The organism is Tateyamaria omphalii (assembly GCF_014651375.1).
Taxonomy (GTDB): domain Bacteria; phylum Pseudomonadota; class Alphaproteobacteria; order Rhodobacterales; family Rhodobacteraceae; genus Tateyamaria; species Tateyamaria omphalii.
On the sequence record NZ_BMWT01000001.1, the window covers coordinates 379,815 to 395,583 of the forward strand.

Consider the following 15,769-nt stretch of genomic DNA (forward strand, 5'->3'; position numbering starts at 1 on the left):
GAACTCACATGGCAACCGTGGCAGTCACCGACGCGACTTTCGACGCCGAAGTTAAAAATTCCGATGTCCCCGTAGTGGTGGACTTTTGGGCCGAATGGTGCGGTCCATGCAAACAGATTGGCCCGGCTCTTGAGGAGCTTTCGGCCGAAATGGCAGGCAAAATCAAGATTGCCAAAGTGAACGTGGACGAAAACCCGAATTCCCCCGCTCAGATGGGTGTGCGCGGTATTCCGGCCTTGTTCATCTTCAAAAACGGCGAAGTGATCTCGAACCGCGCAGGCGCTGCTCCGAAAGCCGCTCTGCAAAGCTGGATCGAAGAAAGCATCTGAGCCAAACGACATTTTGACGTTGCAAACGGTCCCGCATGCGGGGCCGTTTTTATGTTGTACCACACGCCGATCTGGCCAGCGCAGTGATGTTTTCCAATCGGATACTTTGCCGCCAACTGCGATTGTCTGGATCCACTGGGATCGCCCGCCAGTCATTCAAAAGCTGCACGTAGGGCAAAAACCGCACTGCGGGATCGTCGCGACCGAGGACAGTGTAACCATCAAAAAAAGCGTCGAGCGTATCCTGCGATAACAGGTTTCCGTTCGGAAGTGGCTGAAACAGTTCTGCGTAGTCCATGAGAAACCGCACAATATCAAATCCCACCGGCGCCGAGCTGTGTGGCTTGAAATCCAGTCCTGTTTCGCCATTTGGACCAAGAAGGATGTTCCGAATGTTGAAATCACCATGCTTTGTCGCGGACAGGGTTTGCTGCCCCTCGGCCGCTTTCGCAAGCCTTGGTATTTCCTCGCAACACGCGATGAAGAGCTCAGGTTCTGCAACATGTGCAGGAACGTCCCTTATCTTTTGTAAAACGCGTTCGACATGCTCAACCATGAACCGAGGTTGATATGTCCGTACTTCGAGCGAGCCGCTGGAATGAAAGGCCGACAGCCATGCACCGGCGCGCTTCAGCATGGGACCATGTGCCCGGCCTTTGTTCAGGTGATCTTCAAATGTCCGTCCGGTTGCTTCGGTCATCACAATGAAATCACCGCTTTCGCTAGAAAAAAGAACCTCTGGCGCATGTGCTTTGTCATGATCGCGTAGACGCAGATGTGCGTCGCGCAGCGCATCCACCGTTTCTGTAAGTGACTTACCCGATGACGCCAGGGTGACCTGCTTGATGATCAAGACCGGTGTACCCTTCATCCGCAAGACAATATGGCTGCGGCTGGGTTCGTCCTTTTGCCAAATCAACTTGTGGCGATACGCATCCGGATCCAATCCAAGTGTCGGCGCAACCAGGCGCCAACGCTCCAATGCCTGCTTCACTCTTGGATCTGCCTGACCGAAAACCATGATCCGACAAGACCACAACGTGTGCACGGATTGAAGCCACCCGATGAACGTCGCATATAAGGCGCAACATCAAGGAGATGTCATATGGCCAATTCTGAATTTCCCGGATGGCACGGGACTACGATCATCGGTGTGAAGAAGGGCGGCGAAGTCGTCATTGCCGGGGATGGTCAGGTGTCTCTTGGGCAGACGGTCATCAAGGGGACCGCACGCAAGGTGCGGCGACTAAGCCCCGGTGGCTATGAGGTCGTCGCCGGTTTCGCTGGATCGACAGCAGACGCTTTTACTCTGCTCGAGCGGCTGGAAAGCAAACTGGAAGCCACGCCCGGCCAACTGGCTCGCGCAAGCGTTGAGCTGGCCAAGGATTGGCGCACTGACAAGTATCTTCAAAAGCTTGAGGCGATGCTTATCGTGTCGGATGGGGTGGATATGTTCGTGATCACCGGCGCAGGTGATGTGCTTGAACCCGAGCACGATGTAACGGCGATCGGATCTGGCGGAAACTACGCCCTTGCTGCAGCAAGGGGCATGATGGACAGCGACCGGACGGCCGAAACCGTGGCACGCGATGCGATGCAAATCGCGGCTGATATCTGCGTTTACACCAACGGCAACCTGACAGTGGAGACGATCAGCAAATGACCGAGATGACATATACGCGTCTGGGCAACAGTGGTTTGATTGTGAGCCGCATGTGCTTTGGTACCATGACCTTCAACCACGGGTCGGACTGGATTCCCGGTGTTGCCAAGGTCGGTCAGGATGCCGCGAATAAAATGGTGAGCCGCGCCCTGGATGCCGGCGTGAACTTCTTTGACACAGCCGATGGATATTCGAGTGGTGAATCGGAAGACATCCTTGGGAAAGCGCTAGGAAATCGCCGGAACGAGGCAGTGATTTGCACGAAACTTGGCTTTCGTCAGACAGATCAGGTGGGCGATGCCGGTCTGAACCGCAGCCATGTTCTTAAACAGATCAACGGCAGCCTAGACCGTATGGGGATTGATCACATCGATCTTTTGGTGCTGCACAAAACCGACTTCACAACGCCGATGGAAGAAACGCTGGCCGCACTCCAAACCGCAATTGAAGCAGGCAAGGTGCGCTATGTCGGCGTGTCGAACTGGCCCGCATGGCACATGGCCCGTGCCGTGCAGTACCAGCGCGACCACAGGATGACGCCCTTCGTCGCCGGACAATATCTGTACAATCTTGTAGCACGGGATATCGAACTCGATGTCTTGCCCATGATGGCGGAGATGGGCGGCGGGCTTATGGCCTGGTCACCTCTGGCCGGAGGTTTGTTGTCCGGCAAGTATGACCCGGAGAAACTTGAGGAGGGCGACGGACGGTTGAGTGAAGGCGGCGATTTCCTTGGCATCGACACCAGAACCGCCCGCACAATGATTGAAACGCTTGCCGGTATTGCAAAGACTCACAATGTGCATCCAGCGACTGTAGCCTTGGCTTGGTTGTTGGCCCAAGACCGCAGCCACAGCGTGATCTTTGGTGCATCGAAGATGAGACATTTGGATGCAGCCCTCGCCGCACCAAAATTGAAGCTAGCTGATGAAGAGCTGGCCAAGTTGGCCGACATTGCGCCCCCAGCGAAACGCTATCCGCACTGGTTCGATACGATGATGACAGATGAGCTGAACACTAGAATTCTGTCATGAATGAAAAAGGCCGCTGTTTTCGCAGCGGCCTTCCTCTTGAAAATCAGCCAGATCAGTTCAGTTTGGCAACGCCTAGCGGCACGTTGAACTTCTCACACCAGACCCAGACTTCGTTGTAGGTGGCTGCATCGACGCCAGCAGGAACATCGAACGTTTGCTTACCTGCATTGGCTTTCAGCGGGCCCATTAGCGTGTCGCTGTCATAACCGTCTCGGCCCAGCGCAACCTTGGGATCGGGGGCACCGTCGAACCAGAAATCATCCAGAAGGATCACCTGGCTTTTGCCATTCTTGGTCACCACTTCGGCACGGCCTTTGGTGACGTGATTGCTTTTGCCGGTGAATTCACCGATGCGGCCATGGCCACCGGCCAGCGCAAAAGTTGGCAATGCAGTGGACGCCATCAAGGCGGCAGACCCAATTAGGAATGAGCGGCGGTTGGTCATGGGACAGTCTCCGAGGATTCAATTCGATGGCGCCAAGGTACGCCTAAGCCGCGACAAAATAACCCAACCTCTCGCGCAAGTGATGCTGTGTTGATGAAATGCCCGTCAATCGTTGCGTTTCGCCAGTTTTCGCATAGGTAAGGCGGGAAACTTGTAACAAACGGGCCGCTTGTGACTGACCTGACCCCCCGCGAAATTGTCTCTGAACTTGATCGATTCATCATTGGCCAGAAAGATGCCAAGCGCGCCGTTGCGGTTGCGCTGCGGAATCGCTGGCGCAGAAAGCAGCTGGATGATGATCTGCGAGACGAGGTTTATCCCAAGAACATCCTGATGATCGGCCCTACCGGCGTGGGCAAGACAGAGATCAGTCGCCGTCTGGCCAAGCTGGCGCGCGCACCATTCCTGAAGGTCGAAGCAACCAAATTCACCGAGGTTGGGTATGTCGGCCGCGATGTAGAGCAGATCATTCGTGATCTCGTGGATGCTGCCATCGTGGAAACACGGGAATACATGCGGGAAGACGTGAAGGCCAACGCACACCAAGCGGCCGAGGACCGGGTCATCGAGGCCATCGCTGGCACAGATGCCCGCGACGCAACGCGCGAGATGTTCCGCAAAAAGCTGAAGTCAGGCGAACTGGACGATACCCTGATCGAACTGGACGTCGCCGACACCAGCAACCCGTTCCCGACCATGGACATTCCCGGCCAACCCGGCGGCGGCATGGGGATGATGAACCTGGGCGACATCTTTGGCAAAGCGATGGGCGGACGTACCGTCCGCAAGAAGCTGACGGTCGCGCAAAGCTATGACGTTCTGATCGGCGAAGAAGCGGACAAGTTGCTCGATGACGAAACGGTGACCAAAACGGCTTTGGAAGCCGTGCAAGAGAATGGCATCGTTTTTCTGGATGAGATTGACAAGGTGTGCGCGCGCACAGATGCACGTGGCGGGGATGTCAGCCGCGAAGGTGTGCAGCGTGACCTACTGCCCTTGATCGAAGGAACAACCGTCAGCACCAAACACGGACCAGTGAAAACCGACCACATCCTGTTTATCGCGTCAGGCGCCTTCCATATTGCAAAGCCGTCCGACCTGTTGCCAGAGCTGCAAGGTAGACTGCCCATCCGCGTCGAACTGCGCGATCTGACCGAAGATGATTTCGTGCGGATTCTGGAAGAAACGGACAATGCGCTGACGTTGCAATACACCGCTCTAATGCAGACCGAAAAGGTGACGGTGACCTTTGAACCCGAGGGGATTCGCGCATTGGCCCGTATCGCTGCAGACGTGAACAAGAGTGTCGAGAACATCGGTGCCCGCCGCCTCTACACCGTGATGGAACGGGTTTTTGAAGAGCTTTCGTTCAACGCTCCCGACCGGGCCGGAGATGAAATCACGGTTGATGCGGACTTTGTCGAAACACATCTCGGCGAACTTGCGCGATCCACAGACGTTAGCCGTTACGTGCTCTAGCTGTTTGCTTCCTGCTCCGGTACATCCCGTGGGATGATCGGGCAGGGGTATTTGATGCGCGCGATTCTATTTGTTCTGGTTTTTATCCTTGCTGCATGCAGCGATAGGACAGCTGCGCCCATTTTGCCCGAAGCCAAGCTTGTCGGGAAAAACCGCGATGTATTTATCGGCACCACGCGCAGTATGAACGCGGCTGGTGAGTTTGGGATTGGCCGATCTGCTTCGCTGAATTTGGTGCAAGCCACGGTATCGCTGCCGCCCGGTCGCGCATTGGGCAGCGTATCAGACGGGCAAGATCGCCCCAAACCGGACCGCGATTTTGCTCTCGCCGCATTGAACATCTACGAGTCAAACGATGTGTTTCGCCGCGCCCTGATGGCCGATTTGGCATCACATCCAGAGTCCGAGCGCGAAGTGACACTGTTCGTGCACGGTTTCAACAACAGCTTTACCAACTCTGCCTTCCGGATCGCACAAATGGCAGAGGACCTTGAGGTCCCAGGTACGCACGTCAGCTACTCTTGGCCCAGTCGCGGCAATCCTCTGGGGTATGAATATGATCAGGATAGCGCGCTATTTGCCCGAGACGGCCTTGCCGATCTGATGCGCTTGATCCGATCTGCGGGCCAGCCAGATATCGTCCTTGTCGCCCATTCGATGGGCAGTGCGTTGGTGATGGAAACCCTGCGGCAGCTCGACATCGCAGAGCCTGGGTGGGTCGGAAGGAACATCAGCGGTGTGATCCTTTTGTCCCCCGACATCAACGTCGATGTGTTTCGCAGTCAGTTTTCCCGGATCCAAACGGCACCGGATCCTTTCGTTGTGATGGTGTCGCGCAAGGATGCAATCCTGCGCCTGTCATCACGCCTGCGCGGTGAAAGAACCCAGTTGGGCAACATTCAAAATACGGACGCTGTTGCGGACCTGCCTGTTACCATCGTCGATGTGACCGCATTCAGTGATCGGAAGTCAGGCAATCACTTTGTTGCAGCCGGATCGCCCGCCTTGATCCAACTCCTTCGCCGCTCATCCGAACTGGACAGTGAATTCCTGCGTGGTCGGGCCGGGTCGGTACTGACCATTCTGGGCGCGCGGCGCATCCAGTCTCCGCCACGTCGGACATCCACAAGTGCAATCCGCAGTGAGGCCCGCTAGTGGCGATGCTGTCCGGGTCGGAGCCCCTGGGTCACTTTCTGAAGAGCAATCAGCAGTGGCTGGCCGCAGGTGCACTGCTCACCCTGCTATCGTCCTTTGGACAGACATTTTTCATCTCGATCTTTGCGGCCCAAATCCAAGGTGACTATTCCCTTTCCCACGGCGATTGGGGCGCAATATATGGTCTTGGAACTGCTGCGTCTGCGGTTGTTATGATATGGGCAGGCGGCCTGACGGATCGTTTCCGTGCGCGGAGCTTGGGCGTGGTCGTGCTTGTGTTGCTTGCTGGGTCGTGCCTGTTGATGGCCATAAATCCATACGCTGCGCTTCTTCCCATTGTGATCTTCGCACTGCGTCTAACGGGGCAGGGAATGACAAGCCACATCGCGATTGTCGCGATGGCGCGATGGTTCGTGGCGTCTCGGGGCCGGGCTCTTGCCGTTGCCACTTTGGGCTTTTCCTTGGGGGAGGCCGTTCTACCCCTGCTCTTTGTTGCGTTGATGGCGTTTCTGGATTGGCGTGTTCTGTGGCTTTTGGCGGCTGCCATCGCGCTATTGGGCGTACCCATCCTGTGGCGTTTGCTAGGAGAGGAGCGCACGCCGCAATCCATGGCTGGCGAAAACCAGAGCTTCGGTATGAAAGCTCGCCATTGGACACGCACAGATACGTTGGGCCATCCACTGTTCTGGTTCATGGTGCCTGCCTTGGTTGGCCCCGCCGCGTTTAACACTGCATTCTTTTTCCAGCAGGTCTATTTCGCTGAAATCAAGGGATGGTCACACCTGTCCCTTGTGGCTTTGTTTCCCATTTACACCGTCGTAGGGATCGCAGCGATGATCCTATCCGGCATCGCATTGGATCGGTACGGCACGGCACGGTTGATCCCCTTTTTCCAGCTGCCAATGGTTGTGGCCTTCGTCACCTTTTCAGTGGCTCAATCGCTGGCTGCAGCAGCCATCGGTTTCGTGTTTCTGGCCCTGACAACCGGTGCAAATTCAACATTGCCCAACGCGTTCTGGGCGGAATTCTATGGCACCCGTCACATTGGGGCGATCAAGGCGATGGCCGCCGCGGTCATGGTGTTGGGGTCAGCCATCGGACCAGGCCTTACCGGCGGGCTGATCGATTTCGGTGTCGATCTGAACGTACAATACATGGGTGTCGCGGCTTATTTTCTGCTAGCAACTGCATGCATGTGGATTGGCATTCAACGAGCGCGCGGAGACCTAACGCAGACGACGTAGATACACGTAATATGCACCGCCGCCGCCATGGCGGACATTGGCCTGACTGACCTGCAACACGACCGACGACAGCGGCGGCATGGACAACCATTGCGGCACCTGATGGCGCAAGACACCGAAACGCACGGGTATGGGGCCATCATCGTCGCGGTTCTTGCCTTTGCCCGTGACAACCAAAACCAATCGCTTTCCTTGAGACTGCGCAGACAGGATGAACCGCGTAAGTGCCGGATGCGCACGATCAAGCGTCATGCCATGTAGGTCCAGCTTGCCCTCTGGCTTGAGCTTACCGCGTTTCATCTGGGTGAACGCCTTACGATCCATCTGAACCGGCTGGGTCGCGACCTGATCCACAATCGACGGCGTCAGGTTCACGGAAGTGGATGGCTTGGATGAAGACTGTCTGCCTGTAACCGGAGCAATTTTGAATGCTGGTTTCGCGCGGGGTTTTGGAGGCGGTGTTGTGACAAAATCATCTGGATGAAACGGTTTGTTCGGATGCAACCGCTCCGTCTTGTCCGCCACTTTTCGCCACAGCTCTTCTTCGTCCGGGCGCAACTTGCGGCGTGTCATATCGCGCTCTCAGGCAGCAGGGCATAGGCGCGTTGGATTGGCATCAACACCATCATCCGGCCCGGGTCTTTCAAACGCCCGGCCTCACGGCCCGCCTTGTCGCCAGTACCAAAGAACACGTCGGCGCGCTGCGCACCCTTGATCGCTGATCCGGTATCTTGCGCGATCATCAATCGCCGCAAGGGTCCATTCCCGTCTTTTTCGATCCATACTGGTGCGCCCAGAGGAACAAAGGCCGGATCGACAGCTATGGACCGCATCGTTGTGATAGACCGGTTCATTGCACCCAACGGTCCACGATCAGCTGGAACTTCGCTGACTTCACGGAAGAACACGTAGGATGGGTTATGATACAGCAGCTCTTCGCCAACCACCGGATTATTGCGAACGTAGTTTCGGATAACCTGTGCACTGACCTGATGAGCAGCGTAAGTGCCACGGCGCACCAGCTCAGCCCCGATGGATCGATACTTGTGCCCATTGGCACCGCCAAACCCAACACGCATCATCTGACCATTGGGCAGACGGATACGACCGGACCCCTGGATTTGAAGAAAGAATAACTCAACTGGATCATCCACCCAGGCAATCTCAAGGCCCCTCCCTTGCATCACCGGCCCTTCAAGGATTTGGCGACGGGTCAACCAGGGGCGTATGTGCCGCGCTTCCGGGGGCATAGCATAGACCGGGAAACGATAGCGCGCACTGCGACGGCGTGATCCGTCCAACTCCGGTTCAAAATACCCGGTGAACAGCGCTGGCGCGCCGTCTTCGATCAGGACAGGACGAAAGAAAAGTTCAAAAAAAGCACGCGCATCCGGCACATCACCAGCCAAGGCGCATAGAGATCTCCAATCGGGGTCATCCATATCCCGACATGTATTGCGAAACGTGGTCAGTGCTGCGGCGTGATCATCCTGCGCCCAACCATCCAACGCATCAAAGCCCAGCACCGTGTACTTCAGATCAGAGGCAGCGGCGGTCATGGTCCAGAAAATCGCGCAGAATGATAAGGCGCAAAAGCGTACTACGCGTCTGTAGACACCAGTAGCCAATTCGGGTCGTCCGCCCCCATGGTTCTTGCAAAGGCCCATGTGTCTTTCTGCCGCTTCACCTCAGTCAAGCTACCTTCTACGATATCTCCGCCCTGATCGCGAACAGCAGATTTCAGTTCTGCAACATAACGGATGGTCAACTCACCTTCGCCCGTCTCGGGATCATAGGTGGCGTCCATCAGTTTCAGCTCCCGGACACCGATAAATTCGGCCTCGATGGTCAGACCTTGATCCTCGCGAGCGGCAACTCCGTCCACGAACGACTCATAAATCTCTTCCGACAGGAAAGGTTGGATGTCGGCCAGATCGCCCTGTTCATATCCCATTACAATCATCTCGTATGCGCCACGGGCACCTTGCAGGAAGTCAGACACCTGGAATGACGGCTCCACCCGTTTCATTTCTGCCAATGCCTTGGCGGCGTCGCTATCTTCATCGACATGATCGGTGATATCCAAATCAGGGCCACCTTCAATCACTTCGAAGTCATGTCGTCCCGAACGTTCGGAAACTTGTTTGGGCACGGGAGGCTGTTCGAATCCTTCGCGTGTTCCCAGCACGTTTTTCAGGCGCAGGATCAGGAAGACAGCGATGCCAGCAAGGACTAGTAACTGGATAAGCGGAGAATTCATTCATGCCTCGTCATTCGGGGTCGGGTGGCAACAGCCTTGTCGGACCCTTATGTAGGTGCACGGGGGGCGCAAGTCCACTGTACGGCCCCTTGTGGAAACGAAAGGATAACGCGGATGTGGCTGTTTCTGGCCTTTCTTCTGGTCCCATTGATCGAGATTGCCCTGTTCATACAAGTTGGCGGTGCCATCGGTTTGGGCTGGACCCTGCTGATTGTTGTCATCACGGCTGTTTTGGGCACCATGCTGGTACGTGCTCAGGGCATTCAGGCGTTGGGGCAGGTCAAATCCTCCTTCAACCAGATGCGCGATCCAAGCGAAGCATTGGCGCATGGCGCCATGATCCTGTTTTCCGGCGCCCTGCTGCTGACCCCGGGTTTCTTCACGGATGCGGTCGGGTTTGCACTGCTTGTACCGGGTGTTCGGCTTGCTGTTTTCCGTTGGGCGCGAAGCCGCATCAACGTCACCACATTTTCGACCCACGGGCAAAGACCCCAGCGCCCGGATATTGTTGACGGTGAATACACCGAAGTTGACCCCGACCGGCGTGAAGTTCGGGGGCCATCAGGCTGGACCAAGCATTGAGGCCAGTGGCCCAAGCTGATACGAAGCGCGGGATTTATAGTTTCCCTCGGAGAAAGAGCTGATGGCCGAAGAACAAGCCACACCACCCGCCGCACCGCAAATGCGCGTGCTGGGCCAATACATTCGCGACATGTCATTTGAGAATATCGTGTCGCAAAAGGGCGCAGCGCCGGACGTGCAGCCCGATGTACAGGTGCAAGTCAATCTGGACGCTAAGAAACGCGGTCAGGAGAACCAGTACGAAAGCGCGATCAAGCTGAACGTGACTTCAAAGGCAAAGGAAGGCGACACTGTCCTTTTTGTTCTTGAAATCGACTATGTCGGGATGTTCCACATTGAAAATGTGCCGGAAGATCAGCTTCATCCGTTCCTTCTAATTGAATGCCCCCGGATGATATTTCCGTTCCTGCGTCGGGTCGTCAGTGACATCACACGCGACGGTGGCTTCCCACCCCTCAACCTGGAAAACATCGATTTCGTATCGCTGTATCGGAACGAAATCGCGCGCCGCCAGAAAGAAGCAGCGCCGGCTGAGCAGCCAATCAACTGATATCTTTGAAACTATGGCAAGGCCCGGTCTTCGTACCGGGCCTTTTCATTTTGGCCACAGGGCGTCATCGCCCAGCTTGGCCACAAACCCCGCATGTGCCTCTTGCTCTTTGGCAGTAATGCGACTTGGCAAAGCTCGCGGGCGAGGTGGCAGTGTCCAGCTTTCAATCTCAACCGCGCTTGGGCCAGCTGAATTGTTTGTTGAAAGTGCAAAGTCGGGCTGACGTCCACCAATCAGTTCAAGATAGACTTCCGCCAGAATTTCGCTGTCGAGCAAGGCGCCGTGCAAGGTTCGAGCTGAATTGTCGATCCCGAAGCGGCGGCACAGTGCATCCAGTGAAGCCGGTGAACCGGGAAAACGGCGCCGCGCAATGTCGAGGGTGTCGATCGCACGATCAAAGGGGATCTGAGGTAAACCCATCCACTTCAGCTCGGCATTCAGAAACTTCATGTCGAAGGCAGCGTTGTGGATCACCAACTTGGCATCGCCAACAAAGTCCAGAAACTTTTGGCCTAGCTCAGCAAACTTTGGCTTTCCACGCAGAAAATCATCGCCCAGCCCGTGCACTTCAAATGCTTCCTGAGGCATCGAGCGTTCTGGATCGATGTACTCGTGGAACACGCTATCGGTTGGAACGTGACCGAGCAATTCAATCGCCCCAATTTCGACAATTCGGTCTCCGCTTTCCGGGTCGAACCCAGTCGTTTCCGTGTCGAGAACGATTTCACGCATGTGACAATCCGCTTTTGATCTGCTGAACTACAGAATGAACCTGAGTACGGGCATGTTCAACCGTGTCAGTTTCGATCACGAAGTCGGCCCGGTCACATTTTTCAGCACTTGGCATCTGCTTTGCCAGGATTGTTTGAAATTGGGCCTCGGTCATCGTTCCACGTGCAAGGACACGTGCCCTTTGCGTTTCCGCATCGACATGAACAACCGCAACGGCATCCATCGCCGCTTCGCCGCCTGTTTCAAAAAGAAGCGGGATGTCAAAGACAACGATATCTGGGTCTGTCGCCGCTACAAAACGCGCTCGATCATCCGCGACCAGTGGGTGCACAATGGCTTCAATTCGGGCCAGAGCGTCTGCGTTCTTCGAGATGATGTCACGCAATGCATCGCGAGAGAGGGCTCCGCCCACGACAGCGCTTGGGAATATTTTTCCAATCGGGCCGACCGCTGCGCCACTTTGGCCGTATAGACGATGCACAGCTGCATCCGCGTCCCAAACTGCGCACCCTTCGTCCTTGAACATCTGGGCTGTTGTGGATTTGCCCATACCAATGGAGCCGGTCAGCCCAAGTTTAAACGTCATCTCAATGCCGCCGCGCGGGTTGCGCTGTCCACGACAGGCCGATGCCCAAACCATCGCTCGAAAGCGGGTACTGCCTGATGCAGCAGCATACCTAGCCCGTCAACGGTCACACAGCCTGCTGCCTCGGCGGCGGCAAGTAGGTCAGTCTTTAGAGGTGTGTAGACAAGATCAGTGACGAGGGTGCCGCGCCGCAAACCGTCCAAGGGGATGCGCATTGCCGGTTTACCGATCATGCCAAGTGACGTTGTGTTGGTCACAAGGGCAGAGTCTTCGAGAATATTCCCGGCTTGAACCCAATCAACAACCGACACCTTCTTTCCGAAATCGTCAGCCAACTTTTCCGCCCGAACGCGGGTACGGTTGGTCAGTAGAATTTCTGGAACGCCAGCATCGAGAAGCGATGCAATGACAGCACGCGCTGCACCTCCAGCGCCCAGCACCGTTGCCGGACCTGCATGAGGATGCCAGTTCGGCGCGCCCGCTTTCAGGTTCTCGATGAAACCATACCCATCCGTGTTGTCCGCATGAATCTGGCCATCCTTGCGAAAGATCAGAGTGTTTGCGGCCCCAATCAGCGTTGCGCGATCCGTGACAAGATCGGCAATTTCCAATGCGGCCTCTTTGTGGGGAATGGTAATGTTCACCCCGACAAAACCGGCTTTGGGCAAGGTCCGCAAAACTGTCTCCAGATCCTGTGCCGACACATCCATGGGGATGTAGTCACCGCGCAACCCAAGCGTCTTGAGCCAGTGCCGATGCAATTGCGGTGACTTGGAATGTGAAATGGGGGATCCGATGACCCCCGCCAAAGGAATTTTATCGCTCATCCCGCATGCCTTTGATTATCCGTCGATCACGCCGCGCAGCGTCAGGAATGCCAGAAGCTCCAGCAATGGCATCCCAAGGACATTGAAATAATCCCCTTCGATGCTGTGGAACAGGCGCACTCCCTCTGCCTCTAGTTGGTATGCGCCAACTGAGTGACGAATGTCATCCCAATTCCGGTCAATGTATCCATCAAGATACGCATCCGACACATTTCGCATCCGCAGACGGACCTGTCCCACGTGGCGCCAGATGGGTTTACCTTCATGATAAATGATGGCGGCTGATAGCAGCATGTGGCGCTGCCCACGCATGGCACGCAGTTGTTCGGCAGCGTCCATTGGGTCAATCGGCTTCGACAGAAGATCGTTGTCGAAAGAAAGAACCTGATCGCATCCAATGATCATAGCGCCCGGCACCTTGTCAGCCACCTTGCGCGCCTTCATTTCGGCCAGCGCATCGGCAATGTCACGCGGTGAGGCTTCTTCGGCGATCAAGGCTTCTTTAACCGCTTCTTCATCAATTCGAGGCACCATGACTTCGAATTCTATCCCTGCGTTTTGCAGCAGCTGGGCCCGAATGCTGGAACCCGAAGCAAGAACGATGGGGGTGTTCATGTGGATATCCTTGTGTGTCACGCCTTGTGAACTGAGGGATCAAACACGTGAAAGCAAGCCGGATGTCCGGTTCATGTGATGCACCTCGCGTCACGAGCCGGTTTCACCGTGATCCTTCCCAAGTGCGAAAGAACAAATACTGTGTTGAGTGCAACAAATGTTGTTCGGTGTTACCCACAGATTAGTCCACTCCTTAAATTGGTTTATTGAAATCTAAATATTTGTTTTAAAACGATTTTTATAATAGGTTGGCAGCTTTACATATCTGGGGAAAAACCTGTCACGCTGTGCACAACCCTTTGGGAAAAACAGTAATCCACAGAAATCGGTCACCCTACAAAATCATCATCCTTTTTCTTTCTTATATTTATTTATAAGGGTGGATCGGAACAGTAAGGGCCCAACTATCATGGATATCTTGATAACCTTCTATCCGTGGATCAAGGCATTCCATATCATGTCGGTGATCGCTTGGATGGCAGCCTTGTTCTATCTACCCCGTCTGTATGTCTACCATTCAGAAAGTGTCGGGCTGCAGGGCGATACACATGCCCTCTTCCAAACCATGGAATACAAGCTGCTTAAGGTGATCATGAACCCTGCCATGATCGCAACATGGGTGTTCGGTCTTCTCCTTGCCTTGATCCCTGGTGTGGTCGATTGGAGTGCAGTGTGGCCCTGGACCAAACTGTTTGGGATTCTGGCCATGTCTGGTTTCCACGGTTGGCTGGCTGCGCAACGCAAGGCATTTGTTGCGGGTGGCCCAATCAAAAGCGGACGACAGTACCGAATGATGAATGAAGTGCCGACGCTTCTCATGGTTCTGATTGTTCTGTCGGTGGTTGTGAAATTCTGAAACCGTTGACTTAGGGCGCAACAGCCCCTATCTGCGATGTCGCACCCCGTCCGGGGACCGCATACAGCTTTTACAATTGACTGGACGCGCACCGCTTGAACCAAGCGGGCCAAGAGTATTCCCATGACCGCAGAACGCCTCGCCCTTGCTGAACTCAAGGCGAAAAGCCCCAAAGACCTCCTTGCCATGGCAGAGGAGCTGGAAATCGAAAACGCCTCGACTATGCGGAAGGGCGAGATGATGTTCCAGATCTTGCGCGAACGCGCGGATGAGGGATGGGAGATTTCCGGCGATGGTGTGCTGGAGGTCCTGCAAGACGGTTTTGGTTTCCTGCGCTCGCCTGAGGCGAACTATCTGCCGGGTCCTGATGACATCTATGTGTCGCCAGAAATGATCCGCCAGTATTCGTTGAGGACTGGTGATACGATCGAGGGCGTGATCAAGGCTCCGGACGATACGGAACGTTACTTTGCGCTGACAAACGCGACGAGGATCAACTTTGAAGAACCGGAGAAGGCCAAGCACAAGATTGCCTTTGACAACCTGACGCCGCTCTATCCGGACGAGCGCCTCAAGATGGAGCTTGATGATCCGACCACCAAAGATCGCTCGGCTCGTATCATTGATCTGGTCGTACCGATCGGGAAGGGGCAACGTTCGCTGATTACCGCGCCTCCACGGACGGGTAAGACCGTACTGTTGCAGAACATCGCGGCGAGCATCGAAAAGAACCACCCAGAATGCTACCTGATTGTGTTGCTGATCGATGAACGTCCCGAAGAGGTGACGGACATGCAGCGTTCCGTGAAAGGCGAAGTTATTTCGTCCACATTTGATGAACCTGCGACACGCCACGTAGCCGTGTCGGAAATGGTCATCGAAAAAGCAAAGCGATTGGTCGAGCACAAACGAGATGTTGTTATTCTGCTCGATTCAATCACAAGACTTGGTAGGGCGTTCAACACAGTTGTTCCTTCGTCGGGTAAAGTTCTGACCGGTGGTGTAGATGCTAACGCATTGCAAAGGCCCAAGCGGTTCTTTGGTGCGGCGCGGAATATCGAAGAGGGCGGATCGTTGACGATCATCGCAACGGCCCTGATTGATACAGGTAGCCGGATGGACGAAGTCATCTTTGAAGAGTTCAAGGGTACTGGTAACTCTGAAATTATTCTGGATCGCAAGATTGCGGATAAACGCGTGTTCCCAGCGATTGACATCCTCAAGTCCGGTACGCGGAAAGAAGACCTGTTGGTCGACAAAGTGGATTTGGCAAAAACCTTTGTTCTGCGCCGTATCCTGAACCCGATGGGAACAACGGATGCGATCGAATTCCTGATCTCGAAACTCAAGCAGACCAAGACGAATAGCGAATTCTTCGATTCCATGAACACCTGATCTGCCAGGCGGAGGTA

19 protein-coding genes are annotated in these 15,769 nt (G+C 55.2%); 10 read left to right on the top strand and 9 right to left on the bottom strand.

Going from position 1 to position 15,769, the window contains the following annotated elements; genetic code table 11:
• Positions 1-8 precede the first annotated feature (8 nt).
• The gene (gene trxA / locus IE087_RS01785) at positions 9-329 is read left to right on the top strand and encodes a thioredoxin (RefSeq protein ID WP_189367208.1); all 321 of its coding nucleotides are present in this window, start codon (positions 9-11) and stop codon (positions 327-329) included.
• 49 nt (positions 330-378) lie between these two features.
• Here the strand turns inward: trxA and IE087_RS01790 are convergent, their stop codons facing one another.
• Positions 379-1,323, bottom strand: a complete 945-nt coding sequence (locus tag IE087_RS01790) for a phosphotransferase (RefSeq protein WP_189367209.1) — start codon at positions 1,321-1,323, stop codon at positions 379-381.
• Positions 1,324-1,434: 111 nt separating this feature from the next.
• Here IE087_RS01790 and hslV point away from each other — a divergent pair, with 111 nt between their 5' ends.
• Positions 1,435-1,992: an ATP-dependent protease subunit HslV gene (gene hslV / locus IE087_RS01795; protein ID WP_189367210.1), complete on the top strand. Its 558-nt coding sequence runs from the start codon at positions 1,435-1,437 to the stop codon at positions 1,990-1,992.
• Positions 1,989-3,026: an aldo/keto reductase gene (locus tag IE087_RS01800; protein ID WP_189367211.1), complete on the top strand. Its 1,038-nt coding sequence runs from the start codon at positions 1,989-1,991 to the stop codon at positions 3,024-3,026. Before hslV ends, IE087_RS01800 begins: the two co-directional genes overlap by 4 nt.
• Positions 3,027-3,078: 52 nt before the next feature.
• Here the strand turns inward: IE087_RS01800 and IE087_RS01805 are convergent, their stop codons facing one another.
• A complete protein-coding gene (locus IE087_RS01805; protein WP_189367212.1) occupies positions 3,079-3,471 on the bottom strand; it encodes a DM13 domain-containing protein in 393 nt (130 codons plus the stop codon).
• Positions 3,472-3,642: 171 nt separating this feature from the next.
• Here IE087_RS01805 and hslU point away from each other — a divergent pair, with 171 nt between their 5' ends.
• Genes hslU through IE087_RS01820 form a run of 3 tightly spaced genes read left to right on the top strand, consistent with a single transcriptional unit; the run spans position 3,643 to position 7,349 of the window.
• Positions 3,643-4,950 (top strand): ATP-dependent protease ATPase subunit HslU, encoded by a 1,308-nt coding sequence (hslU, locus tag IE087_RS01810; protein WP_189367213.1) that lies wholly within the window; start codon positions 3,643-3,645, stop codon positions 4,948-4,950.
• A 54-nt stretch (positions 4,951-5,004) separates the two neighbouring features.
• Positions 5,005-6,105, top strand: a complete 1,101-nt coding sequence (locus tag IE087_RS01815; protein ID WP_189367214.1) for an alpha/beta hydrolase — start codon at positions 5,005-5,007, stop codon at positions 6,103-6,105.
• A gap of 5 nt (positions 6,106-6,110) precedes the next feature.
• Complete coding sequence (locus IE087_RS01820) at positions 6,111-7,349, top strand: MFS transporter (RefSeq protein ID WP_189368302.1); 1,239 nt, start codon at positions 6,111-6,113, stop codon at positions 7,347-7,349.
• On the opposite strand, the gene IE087_RS01825 is transcribed toward IE087_RS01820, so the two are convergent.
• From IE087_RS01825 to IE087_RS01835, 3 genes are read right to left on the bottom strand one after another with little or no spacing between them, the layout of a single operon-like run.
• A complete protein-coding gene (locus IE087_RS01825) occupies positions 7,332-7,922 on the bottom strand; it encodes a Smr/MutS family protein (RefSeq protein WP_189367215.1) in 591 nt (196 codons plus the stop codon). The two genes, IE087_RS01820 and IE087_RS01825, sit on opposite strands and share 18 nt — an antisense overlap.
• Entirely contained in the window at positions 7,919-8,908 is a 990-nt protein-coding gene (gene mltA / locus IE087_RS01830; RefSeq protein ID WP_189367216.1) for a murein transglycosylase A, read from the bottom strand. The genes IE087_RS01825 and mltA overlap by 4 nt, the downstream gene beginning before the upstream one ends.
• Before the next feature lie 41 nt (positions 8,909-8,949).
• Positions 8,950-9,609, bottom strand: coding sequence for a Tim44/TimA family putative adaptor protein (locus IE087_RS01835; RefSeq protein ID WP_189367217.1), 660 nt, complete (start codon positions 9,607-9,609; stop codon positions 8,950-8,952).
• 114 nt (positions 9,610-9,723) lie between these two features.
• Between IE087_RS01835 and IE087_RS01840 the strand changes: the two genes are divergently transcribed.
• Both IE087_RS01840 and secB read left to right on the top strand, forming a co-directional pair.
• The gene (locus IE087_RS01840; RefSeq protein WP_189367218.1) at positions 9,724-10,191 is read left to right on the top strand and encodes an FxsA family protein; all 468 of its coding nucleotides are present in this window, start codon (positions 9,724-9,726) and stop codon (positions 10,189-10,191) included.
• A 61-nt stretch (positions 10,192-10,252) separates the two neighbouring features.
• Positions 10,253-10,741 carry a protein-export chaperone SecB gene (secB, locus tag IE087_RS01845; protein WP_189367219.1) on the top strand — a complete coding sequence of 163 codons (489 nt, stop codon included), beginning with the start codon at positions 10,253-10,255 and terminating at the stop codon, positions 10,739-10,741.
• Between the two features lie 45 nt (positions 10,742-10,786).
• Here the strand turns inward: secB and dnaQ are convergent, their stop codons facing one another.
• From dnaQ to IE087_RS01865, 4 genes are read right to left on the bottom strand one after another with little or no spacing between them, the layout of a single operon-like run.
• Complete coding sequence (gene dnaQ, locus IE087_RS01850) at positions 10,787-11,473, bottom strand: DNA polymerase III subunit epsilon (RefSeq protein WP_189367220.1); 687 nt, start codon at positions 11,471-11,473, stop codon at positions 10,787-10,789.
• Positions 11,466-12,059: a dephospho-CoA kinase gene (gene coaE / locus IE087_RS01855; RefSeq protein ID WP_189367221.1), complete on the bottom strand. Its 594-nt coding sequence runs from the start codon at positions 12,057-12,059 to the stop codon at positions 11,466-11,468. The genes dnaQ and coaE overlap by 8 nt, the downstream gene beginning before the upstream one ends.
• The gene (locus IE087_RS01860) at positions 12,056-12,886 is read right to left on the bottom strand and encodes a shikimate dehydrogenase (protein ID WP_189367222.1); all 831 of its coding nucleotides are present in this window, start codon (positions 12,884-12,886) and stop codon (positions 12,056-12,058) included. The genes coaE and IE087_RS01860 overlap by 4 nt, the downstream gene beginning before the upstream one ends.
• Before the next feature lie 15 nt (positions 12,887-12,901).
• A complete protein-coding gene (locus IE087_RS01865) occupies positions 12,902-13,501 on the bottom strand; it encodes a Maf family protein (RefSeq protein ID WP_189367223.1) in 600 nt (199 codons plus the stop codon).
• A gap of 409 nt (positions 13,502-13,910) precedes the next feature.
• Between IE087_RS01865 and IE087_RS01870 the strand changes: the two genes are divergently transcribed.
• The gene (locus IE087_RS01870) at positions 13,911-14,357 is read left to right on the top strand and encodes a CopD family protein (protein WP_373296474.1); all 447 of its coding nucleotides are present in this window, start codon (positions 13,911-13,913) and stop codon (positions 14,355-14,357) included.
• Positions 14,358-14,480: 123 nt separating this feature from the next.
• A complete protein-coding gene (gene rho / locus IE087_RS01875; RefSeq protein ID WP_189367224.1) occupies positions 14,481-15,752 on the top strand; it encodes a transcription termination factor Rho in 1,272 nt (423 codons plus the stop codon).
• Positions 15,753-15,769: the final 17 nt, after the last annotated feature.